18 protein-coding genes and 3 pseudogenes are annotated in these 21065 nt (G+C 58.2%); 7 read left to right on the top strand and 14 right to left on the bottom strand.

The window, feature by feature from the left end; all coding sequences use genetic code 11:
• From BBJ66_RS17135 to BBJ66_RS17105, 7 genes are read right to left on the bottom strand one after another with little or no spacing between them, the layout of a single operon-like run.
• The gene (locus tag BBJ66_RS17135; protein WP_009996882.1) at nt 1–234 is read right to left on the bottom strand and encodes an EexN family lipoprotein; all 234 of its coding nucleotides are present in this window, start codon (nt 232–234) and stop codon (nt 1–3) included.
• The gene (virB5, locus tag BBJ66_RS17130; RefSeq protein WP_012489487.1) at nt 231–932 is read right to left on the bottom strand and encodes a P-type DNA transfer protein VirB5; all 702 of its coding nucleotides are present in this window, start codon (nt 930–932) and stop codon (nt 231–233) included. The genes BBJ66_RS17135 and virB5 overlap by 4 nt, the downstream gene beginning before the upstream one ends.
• Entirely contained in the window at nt 929–3295 is a 2367-nt protein-coding gene (locus tag BBJ66_RS17125; RefSeq protein WP_029875460.1) for a VirB4 family type IV secretion/conjugal transfer ATPase, read from the bottom strand. The genes virB5 and BBJ66_RS17125 overlap by 4 nt, the downstream gene beginning before the upstream one ends.
• Nucleotides 3288–3626, bottom strand: coding sequence for a type IV secretion system protein VirB3 (locus tag BBJ66_RS17120; protein WP_010068249.1), 339 nt, complete (start codon nt 3624–3626; stop codon nt 3288–3290). The genes BBJ66_RS17125 and BBJ66_RS17120 overlap by 8 nt, the downstream gene beginning before the upstream one ends.
• Nucleotides 3627–3631: 5 nt before the next feature.
• Nucleotides 3632–3931, bottom strand: a complete 300-nt coding sequence (locus BBJ66_RS17115) for a TrbC/VirB2 family protein (protein WP_009991942.1) — start codon at nt 3929–3931, stop codon at nt 3632–3634.
• 14 nt (nt 3932–3945) lie between these two features.
• The gene (locus BBJ66_RS17110; RefSeq protein ID WP_012489485.1) at nt 3946–4587 is read right to left on the bottom strand and encodes a transglycosylase SLT domain-containing protein; all 642 of its coding nucleotides are present in this window, start codon (nt 4585–4587) and stop codon (nt 3946–3948) included.
• 3 nt (nt 4588–4590) lie between these two features.
• Nucleotides 4591–5127 carry a hypothetical protein gene (locus tag BBJ66_RS17105; RefSeq protein ID WP_012489484.1) on the bottom strand — a complete coding sequence of 179 codons (537 nt, stop codon included), beginning with the start codon at nt 5125–5127 and terminating at the stop codon, nt 4591–4593.
• A gap of 98 nt (nt 5128–5225) precedes the next feature.
• Between BBJ66_RS17105 and BBJ66_RS17100 the strand changes: the two genes are divergently transcribed.
• The gene (locus BBJ66_RS17100; protein WP_012489483.1) at nt 5226–5597 is read left to right on the top strand and encodes a hypothetical protein; all 372 of its coding nucleotides are present in this window, start codon (nt 5226–5228) and stop codon (nt 5595–5597) included.
• Nucleotides 5598–6358: 761 nt separating this feature from the next.
• Entirely contained in the window at nt 6359–6541 is a 183-nt protein-coding gene (locus tag BBJ66_RS17095; protein WP_009993909.1) for a hypothetical protein, read from the top strand.
• Nucleotides 6542–6651: 110 nt separating this feature from the next.
• Here BBJ66_RS17095 and BBJ66_RS33175 read toward each other — a convergent pair.
• From BBJ66_RS33175 to BBJ66_RS17080, 3 genes and pseudogenes are all read right to left on the bottom strand, one after another.
• A pseudogene (locus BBJ66_RS33175) lies at nt 6652–6948 on the bottom strand (zincin-like metallopeptidase domain-containing protein); the annotation flags it as partial.
• A gap of 142 nt (nt 6949–7090) precedes the next feature.
• Nucleotides 7091–7747 (bottom strand): nitroreductase family protein, encoded by a 657-nt coding sequence (locus tag BBJ66_RS17085; RefSeq protein WP_071088537.1) that lies wholly within the window; start codon nt 7745–7747, stop codon nt 7091–7093.
• Nucleotides 7748–7842: 95 nt separating this feature from the next.
• Entirely contained in the window at nt 7843–8655 is an 813-nt protein-coding gene (locus tag BBJ66_RS17080) for an oxidoreductase (protein ID WP_071088543.1), read from the bottom strand.
• An 86-nt stretch (nt 8656–8741) separates the two neighbouring features.
• On the opposite strand from BBJ66_RS17080, the gene BBJ66_RS17075 reads away from it, so the two are divergent.
• From BBJ66_RS17075 to BBJ66_RS17060, 4 genes are all read left to right on the top strand, one after another.
• The gene (locus BBJ66_RS17075; RefSeq protein WP_071088535.1) at nt 8742–9188 is read left to right on the top strand and encodes a winged helix-turn-helix transcriptional regulator; all 447 of its coding nucleotides are present in this window, start codon (nt 8742–8744) and stop codon (nt 9186–9188) included.
• Nucleotides 9189–9395: 207 nt separating this feature from the next.
• Nucleotides 9396–10616: a site-specific integrase gene (locus tag BBJ66_RS17070; RefSeq protein ID WP_071088533.1), complete on the top strand. Its 1221-nt coding sequence runs from the start codon at nt 9396–9398 to the stop codon at nt 10614–10616.
• A complete protein-coding gene (locus tag BBJ66_RS17065; protein ID WP_071088530.1) occupies nt 10613–11557 on the top strand; it encodes a tyrosine-type recombinase/integrase in 945 nt (314 codons plus the stop codon). The genes BBJ66_RS17070 and BBJ66_RS17065 overlap by 4 nt, the downstream gene beginning before the upstream one ends.
• Nucleotides 11554–12546, top strand: a complete 993-nt coding sequence (locus BBJ66_RS17060) for a tyrosine-type recombinase/integrase (RefSeq protein WP_071088529.1) — start codon at nt 11554–11556, stop codon at nt 12544–12546. The genes BBJ66_RS17065 and BBJ66_RS17060 overlap by 4 nt, the downstream gene beginning before the upstream one ends.
• Before the next feature lie 59 nt (nt 12547–12605).
• On the opposite strand, the pseudogene BBJ66_RS17055 reads toward BBJ66_RS17060, so the two are convergent.
• A pseudogene (locus BBJ66_RS17055) lies at nt 12606–13244 on the bottom strand (ArdC family protein); the annotation flags it as partial.
• Nucleotides 13245–13538: 294 nt separating this feature from the next.
• Here BBJ66_RS17055 and groEL point away from each other — a divergent pair.
• Nucleotides 13539–13762, top strand: a pseudogene (groEL, locus tag BBJ66_RS35310) (chaperonin GroEL); the annotation flags it as partial.
• 748 nt (nt 13763–14510) lie between these two features.
• Here groEL and BBJ66_RS17045 read toward each other — a convergent pair.
• The 3 genes from BBJ66_RS17045 to BBJ66_RS17035 form a co-directional block, all read right to left on the bottom strand.
• On the bottom strand, nt 14511–17309 hold the full coding sequence (locus tag BBJ66_RS17045; RefSeq protein WP_012489479.1) for a sensor domain-containing protein: 2799 nt from the start codon (nt 17307–17309) through the stop codon (nt 14511–14513).
• 175 nt (nt 17310–17484) lie between these two features.
• On the bottom strand, nt 17485–19746 hold the full coding sequence (locus BBJ66_RS17040; RefSeq protein WP_008534399.1) for a methyl-accepting chemotaxis protein: 2262 nt from the start codon (nt 19744–19746) through the stop codon (nt 17485–17487).
• Nucleotides 19747–20038: 292 nt separating this feature from the next.
• Complete coding sequence (locus BBJ66_RS17035; protein ID WP_008534397.1) at nt 20039–21004, bottom strand: helix-turn-helix transcriptional regulator; 966 nt, start codon at nt 21002–21004, stop codon at nt 20039–20041.
• Nucleotides 21005–21065: the final 61 nt, after the last annotated feature.

Genomic DNA, 21065 nt, shown 5'->3' with positions numbered 1-21065 from the left:
TCAGCCTCCCAACGATTTGCCCATCCGCTCCAGCCGCAGCTTGCCGTCGGCTGCCTCGGCGTTGCGGCAATTGGGCGTATCGCGGAGTTCTCCGGGATTGTTACGGCATTCGCCGATAATCCTAGCGAGCAGAGCATCGTCCGCCATGAGCTCATCGACGGTGTAAATCTTATCCGCCTGTGGGGAGCAGGCCGCCAGTAAAAGCATGGCCGTGCCGGAAAGAAACCACCTCATTTGAGCGCCGCTCCCATCGTGTCCATGCGCTTGCGCCAGTCCTCGGCCTTGCGTTGGTCGTCGACCTGCACCTGGGCCTGCTGGACCATCTGCAGGCCCTGCATGCGCAGGACGTCGGTTTGCAGGAAGGCGGTCTCGGCCTGGAGGCGGGCCTGCAGATCGGCGATGTCCTTGGCGTCGGCAGCACTGGAGATTTTCTGGCGAAGCTCATCGATGCCGTCGATGCGCTTGGTCGCTGCATCGTAGATCTGCTGGCCGAGGCTCATCTGCCCGGCGTTCTGGTTCTGGATGCGCGACAACTCCTGCGCATAGAAATCGTCGGCATCGGTGCGATAGCTGGAGTTGTCCTGGCGGAATTTCGAAGCGGAACTGCCGAAGACGCCGCTGCCGGAACCTTTGAGCAGCCCCTCGATCGCGTTAAACTCCTGTGGAAGCGCCTTGCGGATCGACGGATCGTTCAGCAGATTGGCGACGTCGGCCATGTTGGTGATCTTGTTCAGCGAGCCGTAGAGCTGCTGGGCCTGCTGGAGCTGCTGGTTCAAGGTGTCGAGCTGGGACTTCAGCTGCGTGATGCTCTCGATCTGCTTAGCGATCGATGTCTGATCGATGACGGGGATGCCTTGGGCCGATGCCAGCATCGCCGACGCCAAAAGAGCGGCCGATACAAACAACGGCCGCATCGTTCCTGTTCGGATCATGCTGTCTTCCTCCTCTGGTGAAACACGGCAAGCCAGTCCTCCCGTCCCTCGCCGATCTCCAATCGGATGGCATCGGCAAGCTCGACATTGGCCGTCCGGCCGGAGAGGATGGCGAGTTCGTCGTCGAAGCCGTTGAGGTTCAGCTCGGCGACGACGCTGTTGTGCCCCTGCTTGACGATGAAGCGGCGGCTCTCGACGGAGAGCTCGCGCGAGACGAGCTCGAATTCGCGCTCGGTCAGCTTGAAGCCGTCGACATAGTCGGCGCGGTCGCCGCGCGGGTTCGGAAGAAAGATCTGGGTCGGGCACTGCTCGATGATCGTGTGGGCGATCGGCGAGACGATGGCATCGCGCGGGCTCTGGGTCGCAAACAACATGAGACCGTTCTGCTTGCGGATCGTCTTGAGCTTGTTCTGGGCGAGATCACGAAAGCCTTCATCCTGCAGCGCCTTCCAGAACTCGTCGATGACAATGATGATGCGACGCCCGTCGATCAGCTGCTCGATGCGATAGAACAGGTAGGCCATCAACGGGGTGCGGATCTCCTCATTGTCGAGGAAATCGGTCATGTCGTAGCCGATGAACCTGGCGCCGATACCGATATCGTCAGCCTCGTTGTCGAAGACCCAACCAAGCGGCCCGCCCCTCTCCCACCGTCGCAGACGTGCGGCAATGCCCTCGGGATCGGTATTGTTGAGGAAGGTGCGCAGGGCGCCGATGGAGCGACGCTCCACCGGCAGGTCCGCCACCCCGTCGATCGCCGAGGTGATGTCGCGCAACTCGGTGATCGACAATTCGCCAGATCCGGATCGGACCAGCTTGGTGATCCAACCGGTTAGGAATACTTTGTTTTCCGCAGTGAATTCCAGTGCTTTCAACGGCGCGCAGCCGGTGGCGACACCATTCCTCAGCGGCAGATAAGTACCGCCGGCTGCGCGTACGAAGAGATCGGCGCCGCGGTCCTTGTCGAAGAAGACCATATGAGGATCGTGCTTTTCGAGCTGCGACAGCATGAAGTTCGACAGCACCGTCTTGCCCGCACCCGACGGGCCGCAGACGAAAGTGTTGCCGAGGTCGCCGTGGTGGAAATTGAAATAGAAGGGTGAGCCGGACGCGGTCTTGAGCATGGCGACGGCCGGTCCCCACTCGTTGCCGTCCTTCTTGCCCGCCGGATAGGAATGATAGGGCGCCAGGGCTGCGAAGTTGCGCGACGTGATCGCTCCCGAGCGCGCGCGATAGCGGAAATTGCCCGGCAATTGCGCCCACCAGGCGGCCTCGAGCCCGAGATCCTCGCGGGCGACGACCGCGCCGCCGCTGGTGAGATAGGCGCGCGCCTTCGCCATGTGATCGGTCAGCTCCTTGACCGAAGGCGCGAAGACGGCAAGCGCAAGGTGATGTTCCCCGAAAACGAAGCGATTGGATTCGAGATCGTCCATCGCCTCGCCGAGTTCCTCGATCTGCGAAGCCGCCTTGTCGCCGGCGCTGACCATCTGGTTCTGCTTGCGGCCCATGATCGTTCGGGCATCTGCCTTTGAGGTGAAGGCGAAGGACTGCGTCAGGATGAGCTCGAAAGGTGCGGTCAGGATAGCGTCGAGCATGCCGCTGCGCGTCGTCGCCGGATATTCCTTGAAGCCGAACATGCCGGCATAGCGGCTGTCGGCCTCGTGACGGATCTCGACGGTCTCACGCCCGAAAATGACCCGGTCGGAATAGATTGCCGAGGAAATTCGTCCCTCCGTCAATGGGATCGGCTCCCGCCGGCCGCCGACGATCTGGTGGAGCACTTCGCTCGGCTCGGAGAAAAGGATCCCGTCCTGTTCGTGGAGGGTGAGCAGCCGCGGCTCGAAGCGCTGCAGGCCGGCGACGACATCCGCCACGCGGTCACGCAGATGCTTCAGAGCCTGCCCGTCGAGCTCGGTATCGGATCGGCGGGCCTTGCGCAGCCGGGAGAGAAGCCTGGCCGCCTTTTCGGCAGGATCCCGGCCGGGATGCCAGACAAGGGTGAGGTAAAGATCGTTGCGAAACAGGTCTTCCCTCACCATGCGCTCGCGGTATCGCGCGTTCAGACCGTCGGAGAAGGGATTGGCGAAGCGTCCCTCGGGATAAGCATTGTCGCGGCGGCGCACCACATGCGTCCAGAGCGCCAGCCGCTCGTCAGCGATATTGCGATAGAGCGTGTTCAGGCTGCGGTGCAGGCCGTTGAGGTCCCTGACGTCTGATGTCTCGAAGGAAACGCCGTCGAGAGCGATCATCGTCATCAACGCTCGGGATTCGAGCGCAATGGTCGTCTCGTCGACATGCCTGACATAGGGGATGAAGGTTTCCGGCCCGAGCTCGCGCGACCGGAGCGTTGCAATGTTAGACAAAGCTGAGATCCCTTTCGTCATAACGTCGGATGAGCGCCAGGGGCGAGAGCGTGGCCCCGCCCCAATAGGCGGCATTGCGGGAGCGGCCGCGGGTTTCAATCCACGCAATCAGGATCCGAAACATGTTGTGGTCGTGTTTGACGAGCGCGCGAAACAGGACATGGAAGACGATCCCGACCAGCGCGTAGGCGATTGATCCCGCGGTGATGTAAAGGATGGTCGTCAGCATGATGTTGACGCCCATCGCCTCCATCGTCACGCCGGCGATCATTGCCGGGCGCGTGCAGGCGAGAAACAGCGTGTCGTCTTCGAGGATCGGAATGCTCGCCATGGCGCTCAATTCCCGACGATGGTGTTGACCAGTTCGGTGGCGCCAAAGATGCCGCCGATCCCGATAATCCAGAAGCCGGCCCGCCTCAAATCCATGTAGCCGAACATCCAGGCGATGCAGATGATGATGACGGCGATGACCGCCAGCAGACGGGCGATATTGCCTGTCAGCATGTCGACGATGTTCTGCAGCACGGTTTCGATGCCGGCGGCCTGGGCGAAAGCTGGCTCGACCAAGCAGATGACAATGGCGGCCGCCATGAGCGTGGATGCGGCAAGGGGGCGAAGACTGGCTTTGGAGATCATTCACTTTGCTCCGATCAATCATTCTGGAAAACGAGAACCGTGGATCGCCGCCCTGAGCTGAAAACATCCCAGGATGCGGCCTCAGCGGTTTGGGAGGATTGTTTCGCAAGCGCCGGCGGCGCCTCATCTTGCGTCGGCACGCCAGACCCGGCCTGGTCACCTCGTTCGCCAATCGTGAGCGAGGCAAGCGTCGGCAATAACTGCTTTGCTTCCTGGCGTACCTGCTCGTCATATTTGACCATGGCGCCGAGGGATCGATCATCGCGGCCATAATAGGACTGGAGCATCACCCTTTCGGCCTGAGCCGGATCCCCCGCGCGTAATGCGGCGCGGTAGTATCCGTCGAGAAGCGTAGCCGTGGCCTTGAGGTTCATGCAGGGATCGAAGGCGTCGACGACGGATAGCTTCAGTTTTTGGAGCGCCTCGATGCCAATACCGCCAAGGCCGATCTGAATATCCTGGCGATCGGCAATCAGAGACGTGGCAACCTCGATCGCTTCGGCCTTCGATGCGGGTTGAGCGGCGAGTGGCGGGGCGCTGTTGATGCGGATGGCGAAGGGCTGAAACCGGCTCTCAAGGCTGACAATGCCGGCCAGCGTCTCGACCTGAACCATCGGCGCACAGGTTTGCGCGATTTCGACGAATGCAGCACCCATCGGTCAGTACCAAACGCGCTGTTTACCGGCGCCGTCGATGGTGACATCGACATAGTGCGGCTGCGATCGCACATTCGGGCGCGTTATCGGATAGCCCATGCACTGGCGGTGCCCGTCCACGCGCTGCCAATGTGGCGACAGGACCGAATTGTCCCGGGAAGCATAGTCGTTCCCATCCCAGCAGAGGCTGTTGCTGACCGGCTGCGGCGATGTCGACACGCAGCTTGCTTGCCGACCGCCGCGACCGCTATCAGTCGTGAGCTTGTACCCCGCATCGCAATAATAGGGTTCATAGACCGGCCGCGAACTCTGAAAACCGACGCCGCTACAGGTCGGGAATGAGTGGCCCTCGGCAAGCTCCCGCCACAGCTTCTGGATCGGCGGCCGGCATTCTGCATATTGCGTCGGCCCGCCGGGATTGGAAAGGCATAGGATAACCTGGCATCCCCAATCCTCGGCCCGCGCTTTACTGCCGAAAATAAGATAGGGTGGCGCAACGAAGCAGACCGTAAGCAGTGAATTCAGGAGAAGGCTTTTCATGAACAGGATCCTTCGAGACGATGGCGCCGTATCGCGTTTCGGGAGACCCAATCCGCCTGCCCGCATTCATACTGCCGTATATAACATAGTTAAATGACATGACAAGCGCGATTAAAACGCAATGGCACAACCTTGCCTTCTCGGGACTTATTCTCCATGAGATCCTCGACCATCCGCTGGAGGACGAGACCCCGCAGGCGAGGCTGAAGCAGATCGGCATGATGACGATCCTCTACACCATGACTCAGGCCCACCAGAAGCTAACACTCTCTAATATCATTGAGATTACCGAGCTAACACGCAGCGGTGTGAAGGAGACGGTCGACCTTTTGGTAAAGCGGGGAATGCTGGTGGAGACGATGGGGAAGAACTCCATGGGCCGCGGGACGGCGCGGCAATTCGAGATCTCTGAGGACCTCCTGAGCAAGCTGAGCTCTTTCCGCACCAGCCAGGAGGCGGGGTTAAACTGACTGATTTTCGGCTTTAATGGAGTGAGATGCGAATCATCTGGCAGTCCCGATCGTATGGTTGCCGGCAGCGATCCGGGGGCAACCCGCCCGCAGGCGGGTTCCACTCAAACAATGAAGAGTATCGGAGAAATCAGCATAGCGGCGCCGTCAGGCGGATTTCGGGAATTCTCGACACGCTAAGGGCGGAACAAGGGCAGCCGCAGGAGCCTCAGCATAGCGGCCGTCAGGGAGGCGGGACCGACTGCCCCCGCCCGTGCGTTCCCTATCTCCGTCGCCGCTCAGCATATGGAGCGCGTTGCGCACCGGCGAACTCGGCTGGAACATGACCTACCGGTGAGGGCGCCGATGGTTGGCTCTCCAGTGTCTATCCGGCATTACGCGCCAAGCGAAAACAGATTTCATGAACGGGTCCAACGCGTTTGGACGGAGAGATCGCTAATCCCAGGCAGGATCTGACGAAACAGGAAAGACGTTGTTTGCAGCTTTTATCCGACGGCGATAGTGACGGTGCTATCCATAGGAGACTGAAACTTATCCATTCAAACCGTCCGCCTCCATCTTTCCAATGCGCGCCAGCGGCTGCAGGCACCCGCTCGTGTTGAGGCCGCGGCCAAAGCTGTCAGCGCAAATTTATCAAAGCAATATTTTTTGCTAGTTCCAAATAGATCATCCGACGACCCGCTGTCATCAACGCTTCTCTCGATGCTACGCACGACGACTCGTTCGCGCGGGACATCGTTCTCGTTCGCCCTCGGCGGACGATGGCTTCCGCCATCGCGATGCTAAGGGAGGATCTGCCGGAGGAGGTTGTAAGCCTGCACAGTCGCGTGATTTTCAGCATCGACGGTCGAGGGGATGCGCTGGTTCTCACCACGGGCCGCATGACGACGCCGTCGGAATACTTCGCGCGTCACTTCAATATGCCGGTGAACACGCCCCACTAGCTGCGCGAGGTCAATGCCTGACGATTTTAGACGCCGGTTCGCGGGATAGGAGCTTCCGGCCGTCGGGTCGCGGCAGTGGGCGGCGTCCGGGTGGCGAAGAAGGAGACGGCTCACGCCGCCTCCTCCTCGTTGAGGTCCGGCTGCAAGTCATGCAGATAGTCGACCGCGCGCTGGGCATGAGCTGCCGCTGAAAAGATGGCACGCTTGTCGCTGCCGAGAACCTTGAGCCAGTCATCGAGATAGCTTGCATGGTCGGGGCGTGGTTCGAGCTCGGGGACGATACCAAGATCGGCGCAGAGAAAGCAGCTGCCGAGTTCGGCAATGAGCTCTTCGCGGGCGCGTTCGCTCCTGTCTTTCGCATAGCGGCTGAGATCCCGATCGAGCCTTCGCGGTGCAGCGGTCCAGTGGACATTATGCCGATATCGGCATAATTGCCATTATGCCGTAAGCCGGATTATGCCGCATGGCCGAGTTTTGCGGGGGGTATGTCTGGTCCCGGCCATGCGACAGTTCGGCATAATCTGTCGGATTATGCGAACGTCTGGTTGATCAAGGCTGTTGCTTGTGGACTTTGAAGTTGGCCCCTGCGGAAATCGCTTCGGGCATGAAACGATCCCGAACAAGTACCTCGCCGATGGACAACTGTCCTCCCCGGGGCCACGCGTGGGCTACCGCTTTCCCTATGGTCACCAACATGGAGACGACATGGTCATCCGGCAAGTCGATGAGCTTGCCGACAGCGTCGATGTCGATACCGCCCATTGGGCAGGACTGATAGCCCAGTTCCTGCGCGGCCAGCATCAGCGTCATGGCGGCAAGACCGGTGGACTTCATCGCGTCGTCGCGCTGGAGCCACTCGCGGCCGATATAAAACTGCATCATTGAGTCTGCCAGCTGCTGGCTGAGCTCGGGACCCGCCGTCCTCGAATAGCGCGTCGGATTTGTTTTCCAGGCGGAAAGGTCCGCTGTCATAATCACGAGAAGCGACGCGTCAGTGACCTGTGCCTGATCAAACGATGCCATGCGGATCTGCTGGCGAAGCACGGCGTCGCGCACCACGACGAACCGCCAGGGTTGGGTGTTGCCGGGCGTCGGTGACAGCATGGCGAGCGAGATGAGACGCTCGATCTCCTCCTCGCTTATTTTATAATCGGGATCGAAATGGCGGAAGGACCGGCGGGCCTCGATGGCGGCTGTAACGTTCATGGGTAACTCCAAATCCAGACTGATGGCGTGCACAGCCGCGCTGGCACCGGATTGCGTGACAGCGTTTATGAGAACGGCGACGTGCTTGATGGTGCTTAGGCAGGTAGCTCGTTGACCTTGCGTAGGATTCTGTCGACCAGCCGCTCCGGTAGGTAGCGCCGAAGCGAACGAACCTGGCGCGACTGCTTGCCTGCCGAATAGCGCAGCTTCGGCTTCTTCGCGGTTGCCGCCGTCACGACCATGTCAGCCACGACTTGCGGTGCATCGCCGGCTTCTACCCACTTGCGCATGAGAGCTTCGCTCCGGGCGCGCTCCGAGTCGTAGACCGGAAGAGGTTGATCGGCCCGTGTCAGGTTCTCCTCGAAGGATGTTCGAGTTACGCCGGGTTGGACGAGAATGACGCGGACGCCGAAGTTGCGCACTTCATGATCGAGCGATTCCGAATAGCCCTCGATCGCATGTTTGGTCGAGGCATAGAAGGCGTTGTACGGAGACGGGATAAGTCCGAGGATCGAGCTCATGTTGACGATGCGGCCGCTCCTCTGCTTACGCATGACCGGCAGCACGGCATTGACGACGCGCGCCACGCCGAAGACGTTGACGTCGAACAGGCGCTGGGCCTGGGCGATGGAAGACTCTTCCGCGCCGCCGAGAAGGCCGATGCCGGCATTGTTTACCACGAGGTCGATCCGGCCAGCCTGCTGCAGGACCTCGGCGATAAGGGCCTGCACCGAGGCTTCATCCGTCACGTCGCAGATCAGCATGGCGATGCCCGGCTTACTGGCAACCTGTTTGCGACTTGTCCCAAACACGCGATAGCCAGCGTTCACCAGGGATTGGGCCGTGACAAGGCCAATACCGGAGGAGGCGCCGGTGACCAGGGCAACCTTTTTGTATTTGTCGATCATGTTGTCAGCTTTCATGAGGTGTGGATCTTCGTCTGAAGCTGTGTTACTATCTTTTCGATATCATGTCACTATCGAAAAGATACTAAATGAAAAATAATTCGATTCCCCACTGCCCGGTCGCTCGGGGCCTTGATTCTGTGGGCGACGCATGGAGCATTCTGGTCTTGCGAGATGCGCATGCTGGCCTCACTCGATTCGACCAGTTCAGGAAGAGCCTTGGCATCGTTCCGACCATGCTCACGAAACGCCTTAAGGCGCTGACGGACGATGGCTTGTTGGAAAAGCGCCTCTATTCCGAGCGGCCTCCCCGGGAGGAGTATGTCCTTACGGCTGCAGGCAGGGACTTTCTTCCGGTTCTCATGATGATCGGAGCATGGGCGCACCGTCATTGCGACGGCGAACTCGCCCGCTATGTCGATGTTGAGTCAGGTGTAGAGATTGAGCCGATCGGGATAGACGCAGTCACGGGCGCAAAGCTCGGAACTCGGGCAATACGGATGAGCGCGGACCAGGAAAGTGAATCCAGCAAATAGAGAGATGCTGAGGACCCGCACAGCCTGCTCCTGCTAGGACCTACACTTCCGAGTATGCGGCCGACCTTTGCGATAGTTCGAGCGCTCGATAACCGGGAAGGCGCTGCCGCTGGGGTTGTATTCTCAACGCCAGCATCGGCCAACAGATAATTACATATCGAGGTTTTGACGGGACATTTGTCGCTCCAACAACATGGAGCACAAGAAATGGAAATATCCAACCAGATCACCTGCCTCGACCCGTACTTCGCCTCATTCGAGGAAAGTCTCGCATCCCGGAATTACAAGCCGGCCACGCTGGAGAACTACCGCTACCTGCTTCGACGCCTTGGGAGATTACTCGAGGCTGAGGGCATCGCACCGTCGGCATTGACGTCAGACCTTGCTATAACGCTCGGGCAGCGACTATCGACCACGCCGAAAAGCCAGATCAAGGTTCCCAATCTTGCAAGGCTGTTCGTCGCACATCTCATTGAGATCGGAGTGGCGACACGACCACAGCTTACGCCTGCGCAGGCCGAACGTCACGAACTGCTGGGCAACTTCGAAACTTATCTTCTGCGGCAGCGCGGCCTCAGTCCGCGTTCCACCCAGCACGTCCTGGGGTTCGCAGCCCGCTTTCTCGCGCACCGCTTCGGAGACCAGATGCTCGATCTCACAGTGCTGAATGCGCGAGATGTCGTGGCGTTTATAGAGCATGTCATCGCACGCAAGAGCCCGTACCGCGACAAAACGCTTTCCACGCATCTGCGTAGCCTCTTCCAGTATCTGTTCGCCCAAAGCCTCACCACCACGAACCTCTCGCTCTGCGTGCCAAGGGTGCACAAGCCTTGGGGCGCAAGGCTTCCGCGGTATCTGTCACCCGATGAGGTGGAGACTGTTCTGGCATCAGTACGCACCAATCCGCGGCGGGGCGCTCGCGACTACGCCATGCTGCTGTTGATGGCCCGGCTTGGCCTGCGCGCGCCAGAAATCATCGCGATCCAGCTGGATGACGTCGACTGGCGCACCGGCGAGCTGCTGGTACGCGGAAAAGGGCAACGTCATGACCGGCTGCCAGTCCCACCAGACGTTGGCGAAGCAATAAGCAGATATCTGCGGGAGGATCGAGCCTCAACGACCACGCGCACGCTGTTCGTGACGCATCGGGCGCCCAACCGCCCGTTCAAGGACAGCCAGGTCATCAACGCCATATTGAAGGAGGCGTTCGCGGCGACGGGCGTCAAGCCGCCGACGCCCTATGTGGGATCGCATGTTCTGCGCCATAGTCTGGCGACGAACATGGTCCGCGCCGGAGCCTCACTGGAAGAGATTGGCGATCTGCTACGGCATCGATCGCGGGCGACGACGATGATCTATGCGAAGCTCGACACGGATGGCCTGCGCTCCATCGCCCAGCCCTGGCCCGTCGCGGAGGTGGCACGATGATCTTCCTTGCCGAAATTGACCGCTACCTGACCGTCAGAAGACAGCTCGGTGCCAACCTGAGTACCGACGAACGGATACTACGTCGCTTTGCCACCTTCGCCGACCGCGATGACGTGCAATGCATCAACACTGGCCTGATCATGCGCTGGCTTGGGAGCTTGCCCTCTGCCAGCCCTGGAACCCGGGCAACACGCTTCAGGGTAGCCCGCCAGTTCGCCGAGTGGTTACACGGCATGGATCCTAGACACGAGGCTCCGCCCCGGGGATTGGTGCCGGGTCGCGTTCAACGTGTGCATCCATATATCTACAGTGAAGCCGAAATCGTTGCGATCATCGAACATGCACGGACGCTGCCATCGGTCTACGGCATGCGTGGCCTGACCTGCTCGACGCTCTTCGGCCTAATCGCCGTGACCGGACTTCGGATCAGCGAAGCTCTCGGTCTCGACCTTGCCGATCTCGATGCCGAGGCCGGCGTGCTTCATGTTCGGCAGGGCAAGCTTGGCAAGGAGCGGCTGCTGCCGCTGGACCCAAGCGTGGTGGAGCAGCTGGAAGGCTACGTTCGCGAGCGAGACCGGCTTCTCGGACACAGGCCGGAAGGATTCTTCGTGACCTGCGAAGGACACCGTCTCGGCGACTGCGGTGCGCGCTACAACTTCGCGCATGTGTGCCAGCAGATCGGGCTGCGAAAGCCGCAGCTTTATCTTCGGCACGGCCGCGGACCGCGCATCCATGACCTTCGCCACACCTTCGCGGTGCGTACTATGCTGAGCTGGTATCGGTCAGGCAAAGATGTGGGACGCGAGATGATCAAGCTCACGACATGGCTCGGTCATGCGAACCCGGCCAATACCTACTGGTATCTGGAAGCGGTTCCTGAACTGCTGGAGTTGGCATCCGCTCGAATAACAGACGCGACGGCGGAGGCGGAAACCCGATGAAGGCGACTAACTTCCCTGCGCTCATCCAGCGCTTCTTCACCGATCGACTCTGCACGCAGATCGAGGCAAGCCCTCACACCGTCGCTGGCTATCGCGATACATTCCGGCTGCTGTTCCGATACGCAAGCTCACGATGTGGAAAGGCGCCTACGAAGCTAGCGATCGACGATCTCGACGCCGATCTTGTCGCCGACTTCCTGACTCATGTGGAAACGGCGCGCGGCAACACGGCACGCACGCGCAATACGCGCCTTGCCGCCATCCGCTCATTCTTCCGCTACGTCGCATTGACCGACCCAACCTGGCTTCTTCATTGCCAGCGCATTCTCTCGATGCCGAACAAGCGCTACGTGAAAAGGAGCGTGACGTTCCTTGACGCTGAGGAGATAGCGGCGCTGCTGGCCGCGCCGGATCGAACAACATGGGTGGGGCGGCGCGATCACGCTCTGCTGTTGCTTGCACTTCAGACTGGGTTGCGGGCGTCCGAACTGATCAGCCTGCGCTGCAAGGACGTGATCCTTGGCACCGGGGCTCATATCCGGTGCATCGGCAAGGGCCGGAAAGAACGCAGCACGCCTCTCCGTCGCGATACGGCCAAATTGATGCAAAGCTGGATGAGCGAGCGCCGCGACAGCGACGGGCCATTGTTCCCGTCGATCCGGGGTGAGCGGCTCAGCCGTGATGCTTTGGAACATCTGGTGCGCAAGCATTGCCTAGCGGCATCGCGAGCTTGCCCGAGTCTCGCAGGAAAACGCGTCACACCGCACACCCTGCGCCATAGCACGGCTATGGAGTTGCTCCATCACGGCGTCGACCAATCCGTGATCGCACTTTGGCTCGGTCACGAATCCGTGGAAACCACCCAGATCTATATCCACGCCGACATACGACTGAAGGAAAAGGCGCTCTCTCAGATCACGAGACCAGAGACGCAGCCAGGACGGTATCGCCCGAGCGACGAGCTGCTGGCCTTCCTCGAAGCGCTCTGATTATGCCGAACAGTCGCATGGCCGGGATCAAGCATACCTCGGCCATGCGGCATAATCCGACTTACGGCATAATGCGTCATCTCGTGACTGAGAACGGCGACATAGGATGCATCGTCCCGGAAAGCGTCGAAGCACGGCATCTGGATGTAGTCACGGGCAGCAGCATAATAGGCCGCCGATCCTCCATGGCGGATCAGGGCGCCGGTATTGGCAAAGAAGCGGCCGGCAGCACCGATGCGGCTCATCCAATCCTGGTCAGGCGCGATGGAATGGGCAAGGCCATCAAGGCCGGTGATCTGGTCGGTGTTGAACACGGTGTAGGTTTTGAGGAAGGGGATGTCGCGTTCGATTTCGGCGCCTGTCTCCGTCGTCTCGGCGCGGATGAAAGAGCTGGCGAAGACGACGGTCGTGCCGGTTTCGCCCCTGCGGACGGCGCCGCCGAGCTCGATTGCCTGGCGAAACGTCATCCACCTTGGTGATGCAAAGCCGCGGGCGATGGCTTCAGACCAGAGGAGCAGAGCATTGATGCCGGTGTAGGGTTGGCCATTGTGGCGCAGTGGCCGGCTGACCTCGGCTGTCCAGCCTCCCGTCGTCCATGGCTTGGTCCATGGACGGACGCCCTGTTTGAGATCGGCGATGATCTTGGTGGTGATGCGGCGGTAGATATCGGATCGTTGATTGGATTGCTGCCTGTTCATCTCTGAACCTCCGTTCGAGGTCGCGGCCATCGCGACCTGCTACGGCGGTCCAAAAGCCAGGCTGCAAGTGCGGCCAGCACCCGCAGGGCCGCAACGAAGTGAAGGACGGCAAAGCCGTTGCGGGCAGCGCGAGCCTGGCAGGACCAAAAGCCGGGGCAGGACGGGATGCAGCAACACCACGGCGAGACAGGTTTGAAACCCAGGCAGAAATGAAAAATCCAGTCTATTACGCAAGGCGGGAGCGTCCGGGATGAATCGATGGACCCGAAGCGTGGCATCGACCTTGCGCGGCCGTTCCTCGTCGACGCAATGGAGAAGGTTAGCAACGAGAGTGCCATTTCGTCGAGGAAGCCAAGACCGCCGAGACCAAACTCGTAGTCTTCGCGCGCATGCAATTCGACCCGTACCTCAGCCCCTACTTCGTCGCCAACCAGGACAAGATGCGGGTAGAGTTCGAGGATCCGTATATCCTCATCCACGAAAAGAAGCTATCGAACCTGCAGTCCTTGCTGCCGGTAAGTTGAGGTCTGATGGAGCATTCCAATCGGCCGACCGCCTTCAGCAAATAGGCAGAACCATTACGAAATCACGGCGCAATCACTGGCGTTTTTTTTCCGCCACCCGTTCAAATGGCCGAAAGTTTCGAGTTGATCGAATTGAAGCTCCCGTGTTCGGGAAGTGGTGGGATCCGGGAACGTTTGGCAAGATTCAACGAACCACTGGCCGCCACGCCCAGAGAGGGTCATAGGGAATACGATGACAAGCGCGGACGCTCAGTCGTTCAGTCAGGTTGCGAGCACGTATCAGCTTGGGATCGGTATGACTCACATAGCGCCTCCAACTGATTTACGGCACTAGCCAAATCGTGAAGTTCCGATTTCAGCGATTGGATGATGTCGAAATGTCCGGAGCCATTCGAATTCGCAGTTGAACTTTTCAAATCCGCAGAATTTCTATTCGGATGGGGAAATGGGATGAGCTTTTGCACGGTTATGCTTTTGACGATATTGACTCAGAATAGTAGATTGTACTGGGCAAGTCTTTGCAATGGCAATCGAAAGCGAAAACACGTCAACGTATGTTTCGTCGCGCAATTCGGTACAGGGCCTGCATATTTCGGAACATCAAAGCACCTGAAGTTTTAAGTAATTCCTATTGGTCCGCGTTTTATCCAATCGCCCAGAGTAGTTTGGGCTTCCGTTGGATGAGTGCGGTATAAACAGCGCCGCAGGTGGCGTGGATCCTGCGCGCTGTTAGCCGTAGGCTTCACGCGGTTCGGGTCCCAACAGATGCGGGAGGCAAGCGCATGAGTGCCACCCCTTCCTCTGCGGGCATCGGCGTAAGATGGGAATCAGCGCGAGAGAACTCGGGCACTGCGTTTGCAGCGAGAAGTTCGGACTTCGGGATGGGCTTGCTATAGTAGAACCCCTGTGCCACAGCGCAGCCGCTTTCAGCCAAGAATTTTTCTTGATCGACCGTCTCCACGCCCTCAGCGACTACATTTTGCCCTAGGCAGCGCGCAATTGAGAGAATTGCCTTGACCAGTTCTCTACTTCGCTTGTCGGATCGATTGATGAATGACCGGTCAATTTTGAGGGTATCAATGGGAAAGTTAGCCAAATAGCTCAGAGATGAGTAGCCGGTGCCGAAATCATCGATCGCTATGGAAATTCCGCTCGCATGCAATTGAGAGAGTGTCGTCGAAACGCCCTCGCAGTTATGGAGCAGGAGACTCTCAGTTATTTCAACCTCGATCCACTCCGCACGACAACCGGTTTCCTGCAATACGTCCGCCACCGTTTGCGACAAACGCGGGCATTGAAACTGCTTAGGAGACAAATTTATCGCAATCTTGTGCGGGGGCAGTCCATCTGCATTCATGACGGCAGCCGTGCAACACGCCTCATGCAGCACCCATCGTCCAAGATCGATGATCAATCCCGTTTCCTCGGCGACACCTATGAATTCTCCCGGAGGGATCATTCCCATCTTCGGATGATGCCATCGTAGCAGTGCTTCTGAACCGATCACCTTTCCGTTGTCCAATAGGACCTTTGGCTGATAATGGAGTTCAAGTTGCTCATGTTTCAAAGCTAGGCGTAGGTCTGATTCTAGCGCTAGGCGCTTTTCAGCCCCAATCGTGAGATCCTTTGAGTAGAAGCGGAAGTTGCTACGCCCCGAGCGCTTCGCCAAATACATCGCAGAATCCGCATATTTCACCAAATCGTCGGGAGCGTCGCCGTCATTTGGAAATACCGATATCCCGATGCTGCAGGATACAAAGATCTCCCTGTCGGAAAGCATGAAGCGTTCGCCGAATGCGGCAAGCATTCTGCTGGCAATTTGAGCCAAATCGTCATTGTCCTGAACATTGGGCAGCAAGACTGCAAATTCATCTCCACCGAGTCTCGCCACGGTGTCGCTGGCACGGACGCCTTTTTTCATGCGTGTCGCCACCTGCCGCAGCAACTCGTCACCGACGGGATGTCCCATAGTGTCATTGATCGCTTTGAAATGGTCCATGTCGATCAGCATCACCCCGGCTCGCTGGCCCGCCGAAGCCGCGTCCCCGATCATCTCGCGTAGCCGTTCATTGAAAAGTGTCCGGTTAGGCAGGCCGGTCAGAGAATCGTAGAATGCCATCTGATGGATTTTCTTACGGGACGTGTCCAGTTCGGTGATATCGCGGGCGACGCCGAGGATCCCCATCAGCTTTCCCCCCGTGAATACCGGAACCTTACGAGTCTCCAAAAGCGTTGATCGACCGTCCTCGTGAGCGGTAAACCGTTCCTCATTGATGAGAATACGGCCGGCTTGCATGGCCTCCTCATCCTTGTCACGAAAAAACTGGGCGAGTTCGGGAGTAAACAGGTCATAATCCGTTTTCCCGACGATTTCCGCTTCTGCCTTGCCGACCAATTCTTCGAAGGCATGATTGCACAACAGATATTTGCCTGTTACGTCTTTCAGCCATACCATATCCGGAATGGTCTGCAGGACACTTAGGAGGCGAGCCCGAGCTTCAATGGTCGTGCCCTCGGCGTGCTTTCGTTCGGTAATATCGCGAGATAACACCAGAAAAGTGACGGTTGAGTGATTGCTGCTTGGTCGCCTTGCGACCGACAGTTCAAACCAACGGGATTCGCCGTTTGGTAGGGCTATACGGACACAACGACCGTAGGAGGCGCCGGTTTCATCGGCTTCTTCAAGAGCCAGCATAGCGATGTCGGCCTGATCTGGAGGGAGCACATCGCGGACAAGCTTGCCGAGCAGCACTTCTTTTCGCTGCGCCAGGATCTCCTGATTCCTTGCCCAGACCTGCAGGTAGCGACCGTCGGCATTTACCTCGAACAGAACGTCAGGAATGGCGGCAATAATTCCCTCTGCGAATTCAAGAGCCTCTTTGAGATCATGCTCCGCACGTTTTCGCTCTGTGATGTCCAACATCGCGCCAACCAAGCCGATCCTGTTACCAGCGATATCAGTGATTGCGGTCTTGCTGAGTAAAAGATCAACGACACCACCATTCTCGGTGGTGGCCTTTGCTTCATATTGCTGAACACCGCCATTTGCAAAAAGCGCCTCGTCCAACGCGGCATACGTCTCGGCTATGGGTGCGGGCACCAAATCGAAAACGGTTTTTCCGATAATATCTCCCTTTGAGCGGCCGGAGAAGCTTTCGAAGGCCCTGTTGCAACCAAGGTGTATCCCATCTCTGTTTTTGAAGAAGACGGGTAACGGGATCGCGTCGAGTACGACGGCACTGGACATCTCTTCGGCGTTGAATGGCAAGTCGACGTTTGTCGCAGGATGCCGGGGATTCGCCCGGAAAGCCTTCTCAAACGGTTGCTTCAGACTTGCGACATCTGCGTCGTGACCGTGCGATGGCCGGACAACGGAGGCTTCCGAAAATGGCGGGGCCGTGCCCGTGGCAAGCGGAGGGCTGGCATTGACCGCGTTGCGGAAGGCTCCACGCCCCTGGTCGATTTGAGCATCAGTCGCCATCTGCACTTCCACAGGCTGTTCGGGGCGGGATGTGCGTTCCGATTGACGTACGTGTTTCATGTGCCTGTCCTGCTTTGTCACGTGGCTGAGCAATCATGCGTCAAGCCAGCATTTTGTTAGGACCGCACAAGTCATTTGGCGGAGTACCATGCCGCTACCCCACCGGGATATCGCTCTCATTCAGAATCATCAGAGACGTGTATTTGCATGTGGTCGGCGACGCCGCCCATATCATTTAGAACGCTTGCCAATCATCATTCGAAGGCGCGAGCACCAGGTTACCACGGCGCATCGGATAGTCTCCGCGGTCAACCATTGTCTGACCGGGCGGGAAGCTCTTCCCAAGTTCGCCCGTGACCTTCTGTGGCTTCCCGCTCTCGTCTTTGAAGTGGAAATGTTTCAACAGTGCGGCTAGGCTTTGGCTCTCTTGAGCGAGGTGCGATCCTGCAGTATTCATCTCCGCGACCATGCTCGCATTTTCTTGAGTGGCATGGTCCATATGGTTAACCGCGCCGTTGATCTCGCGCAGGCCCGACGATTGTTCCTGGGAGGCCGTTGCGATTGCGTCCATATGAAGATTTACATCCTGCACAAGCTCTTCAATCGTTCTCAGGCCCGATCCGGTTTCACTCACGAGCCTTACGCCTTCGTCGACGGCAAGAGCTGAATTGCCGATGAGATCCTTGATTTCTTTTGCCGCTGTCGCTGAGCGCTGTGCAAGCTCCCTGACCTCCTGGGCAACAACCGCAAAGCCTTTTCCCGCGTCGCCAGCACGCGCTGCTTCGACGCCGGCGTTCAGCGCCAGGAGGTTCGTTTGGAAGGCGATCGCGTCGATGACGCTGATGATCTGGGAAATCTGCTTGGAGGAGTTTTCAATGCGATTCATGGCGCCGATAGCATCGCGTACAACCCGACCGGACATTTCCGCATGATCTCGCATCTGTTGGACGGCTCCGCGCGCCTCAGCCGTCCTCTTCGTGGTCGATGCAACGTTGACGGTTATCTCCTCCAACGCCGCTGCAGTTTCCTCGAGCGAAGCCGCCTGCTGCTCCGTGCGTCTTGAAAGATTTTCAGATGCGGCCGAGACGCCCGAGCTGCCATTCGTGACCGTTTCGACTGAATGGCCGACGGTAACAAGCACGTCCCGGAGCTGACGAATGGAAGCGTTGAAATCCCTGCGCAAACTTTCAAACTGTGGCGCTAACGGCTCCTCAATTTCATAAATCAAGTCTCCATCCGCCATCCGCTTCAACCCGGTTGCCAATGCCGTCGTCGCTCGGATGAGGCGCTCTTCTGCTTCTTTTTCCGCCCTTACCTGAATATCCAGCTTCTCTTGGTCAGAACGAATGCGCTCAGCTTCCGCGGATGTCTCCAGGTTACTTTTCTGTATGGCCGCGCCGCGGAAAAACTCAAGGCAACGCGCCATGTCCCCGATCTCGTCGCGTCGGATCGTCAAGGGCACCGGCGCCGACGTATCGCCTTCTGCGAGTGCCTTCATTCGGCTTGTCAGAGTCCGAATGGAGCTTGAAATTCTCCGAACGACCGAAATGCACAAAATGAGTACCGTAGACATGATCAGAAGCGTGGCGCCGGAGTAGCCGATAAAGGCATTGCGAAGATCGGCGTAACGCTGAAATGCCATCTCGTCCAACTCGTCGCCGGTGCGCATAATGAGTGCGGTCAACAAAGCAGCCCGCTGTTGGGTGATTTCATTCCATCGATCCAACGTCTCGGGGGGGAAGGAAACGCCCGGCTGGTTTGCATACATCTGATCGCGAACGCCCGCGATGAACTTGCCTGCGGCGCTGGCCTCGAAGTCGTCATAAGATTTGACGAGATCGGCGGGGAGAAATTCCTGCATCGCAGGCACATAAAGCTGCTTTAGATTTTTTGACTGTAAGAGGGACGAAAATAGATCGACGGACATGGCTGAATTTTTGACGTAGGCTCGGCCGGGCCTGATCTCCAGCAAACTAGCTTCCGTGATCTGCATGAGCGCGTGAAAACCGGTAATTTGGCGTGCTAAATCCAAATCATTGACAGTCGCCCCAGTGCGACGGACGAGCTCCAAGCCCGCAAGGGCAGCTGGGCGCAAAGCAACAGCTCCCTCCGCCTCGCTAGCCGTTCCGTCATCGACGCGCCGGCGGAAGCTATCGATATTGTCCCGCCTTTCACGAATGATCTGTACCGCCCGTTCTATGGCCGGATCGTCGAATGCCTTTTTCCAAGAGTCGTAAGCGGAAAAGACCGCTGTAAAAGCCCTGTCCGATGCAGCTTGCTTTGCCCGACGCACGTCGGCGCCTGCAAACGCTTCCGCCGCTATAGCTTGGGCGAGGAATCCGCCTTCCCGCCCAAGTCGCTGCGTTGTTTGTGCGCTGCGGAAGGTAGAGTATTCTCGGTAATATCCCAGTGATGTTGATACTCCGATGATTACGAACGCCGTCAACGGGATAATTGCCAAAATCATTAAAAGTAGAGATAGCGGCAGTCTCGACATATGTTCCTCATAGACGACTATAAATTACACCGGCTTCCATTAGCGACGCGGTCCAGAACATTGCGACATTGACCGCTATGTGTGAGATGACCTCGGCATAATTACTATAAGATTAACCCCTGTAGTGGTCTTGAACTGCGTTGCGCAGATCGGAACATCGTCGCGTTCAGGGGATCATCTGCAAGACAGATCTTGGGCCGAGGCAGTCGGCTTTTCTGGAGAGTGCTGTTGCTGCAAGCCTTGAGGACGGTCGAGCGTGCCGGCTGATCGTAGCTCGGTCGGCGCAATCTGCTTATGATATACGCAATGTTTCCGAGGGAAGTACCCCATAGCGCTTGCGATAGTCCGCAGAAAATCTGCCTCTATGCACGAAGCCCCATTTCAGAGCGACCTGCGTGACCGAGAGGCCAGGTTCGCCTGTCATCAGTTCCTGATGCACTAATTCCAACCGTAGGTGCTGCAGGAATGCCAGAGGGGTCGTATTCCGAAAGTTGCGAAAACCGCTTTGAAGAGTGCGTCGGCTTACGCCACAAGCCGTTGCGATTTCCTCAAGAGATAGCGGCCGAGTAATATTGGCACGCATATAGTCGACCGCCCGCTTAACGGCCTTGGGTAAGGGTGATTCAGCAACGCGGCATAACTCAGATGAGTAGCGATGCTGCGCAGCTTCGATCAAAAGCTCCATCGTCGTTTCAGTGAGGTGATGAAGTGCTATCGGTGATTGAAGGAGGGTTCCGTCTCGTAATCCAGCATACAGCACTGGTACCAGTTGAACCAAAAGGGAGCCGAACCCGACCGATAGGTCGATTTCTGGCGAAAAATCGAGGCTGCCTCTTATTGGCGTATTGAGCCGACATCCCAAACGGCGCGTCAGCTCATCATGGGCGATCCTAAGCCCCAAATGTTTCCTGGGCCCAATGAATTGGGTCGTACTCGCCGACATACTGTTCACGAAAACGCCCCGCGTTCCCTCTGACGGGATTTGTCTGCCGTCAACGGTAACGACCGATCGCCCATGTAGTGGAAGCATGATGATGTTTGCCTCCGCCGGTCCCCGGTGCTGGACGGTTAGGTCGCCCTCGTAGTGCGCGGCAATAACTGCAATCGGACCATTGGTAATCGCATGTACATCGTAGGCGATCGTCTTATCGCCATGTACATGCGCTTCAGATTGCGGGGAAAGCCTCGAAAGCGCTGCCGCGAGTTCCTCGCTGCAGGTACCTTTGAGCGAGAAATGGTCAATCTTAGAGGGGGACACTCTCAACTCTCCACATCATCACTTCCTTCCCGAAACGGTATTCAAGCATGAGGCCCGCCTA

This window comes from Rhizobium sp. RSm-3 (genome assembly GCF_001854685.1).
GTDB lineage: Bacteria > Pseudomonadota > Alphaproteobacteria > Rhizobiales > Rhizobiaceae > Rhizobium > Rhizobium ecuadorense.
The sequence above is the reverse complement of the archived record's forward strand: the minus strand, read 5'-3'. Positions and strand labels throughout refer to the sequence as shown.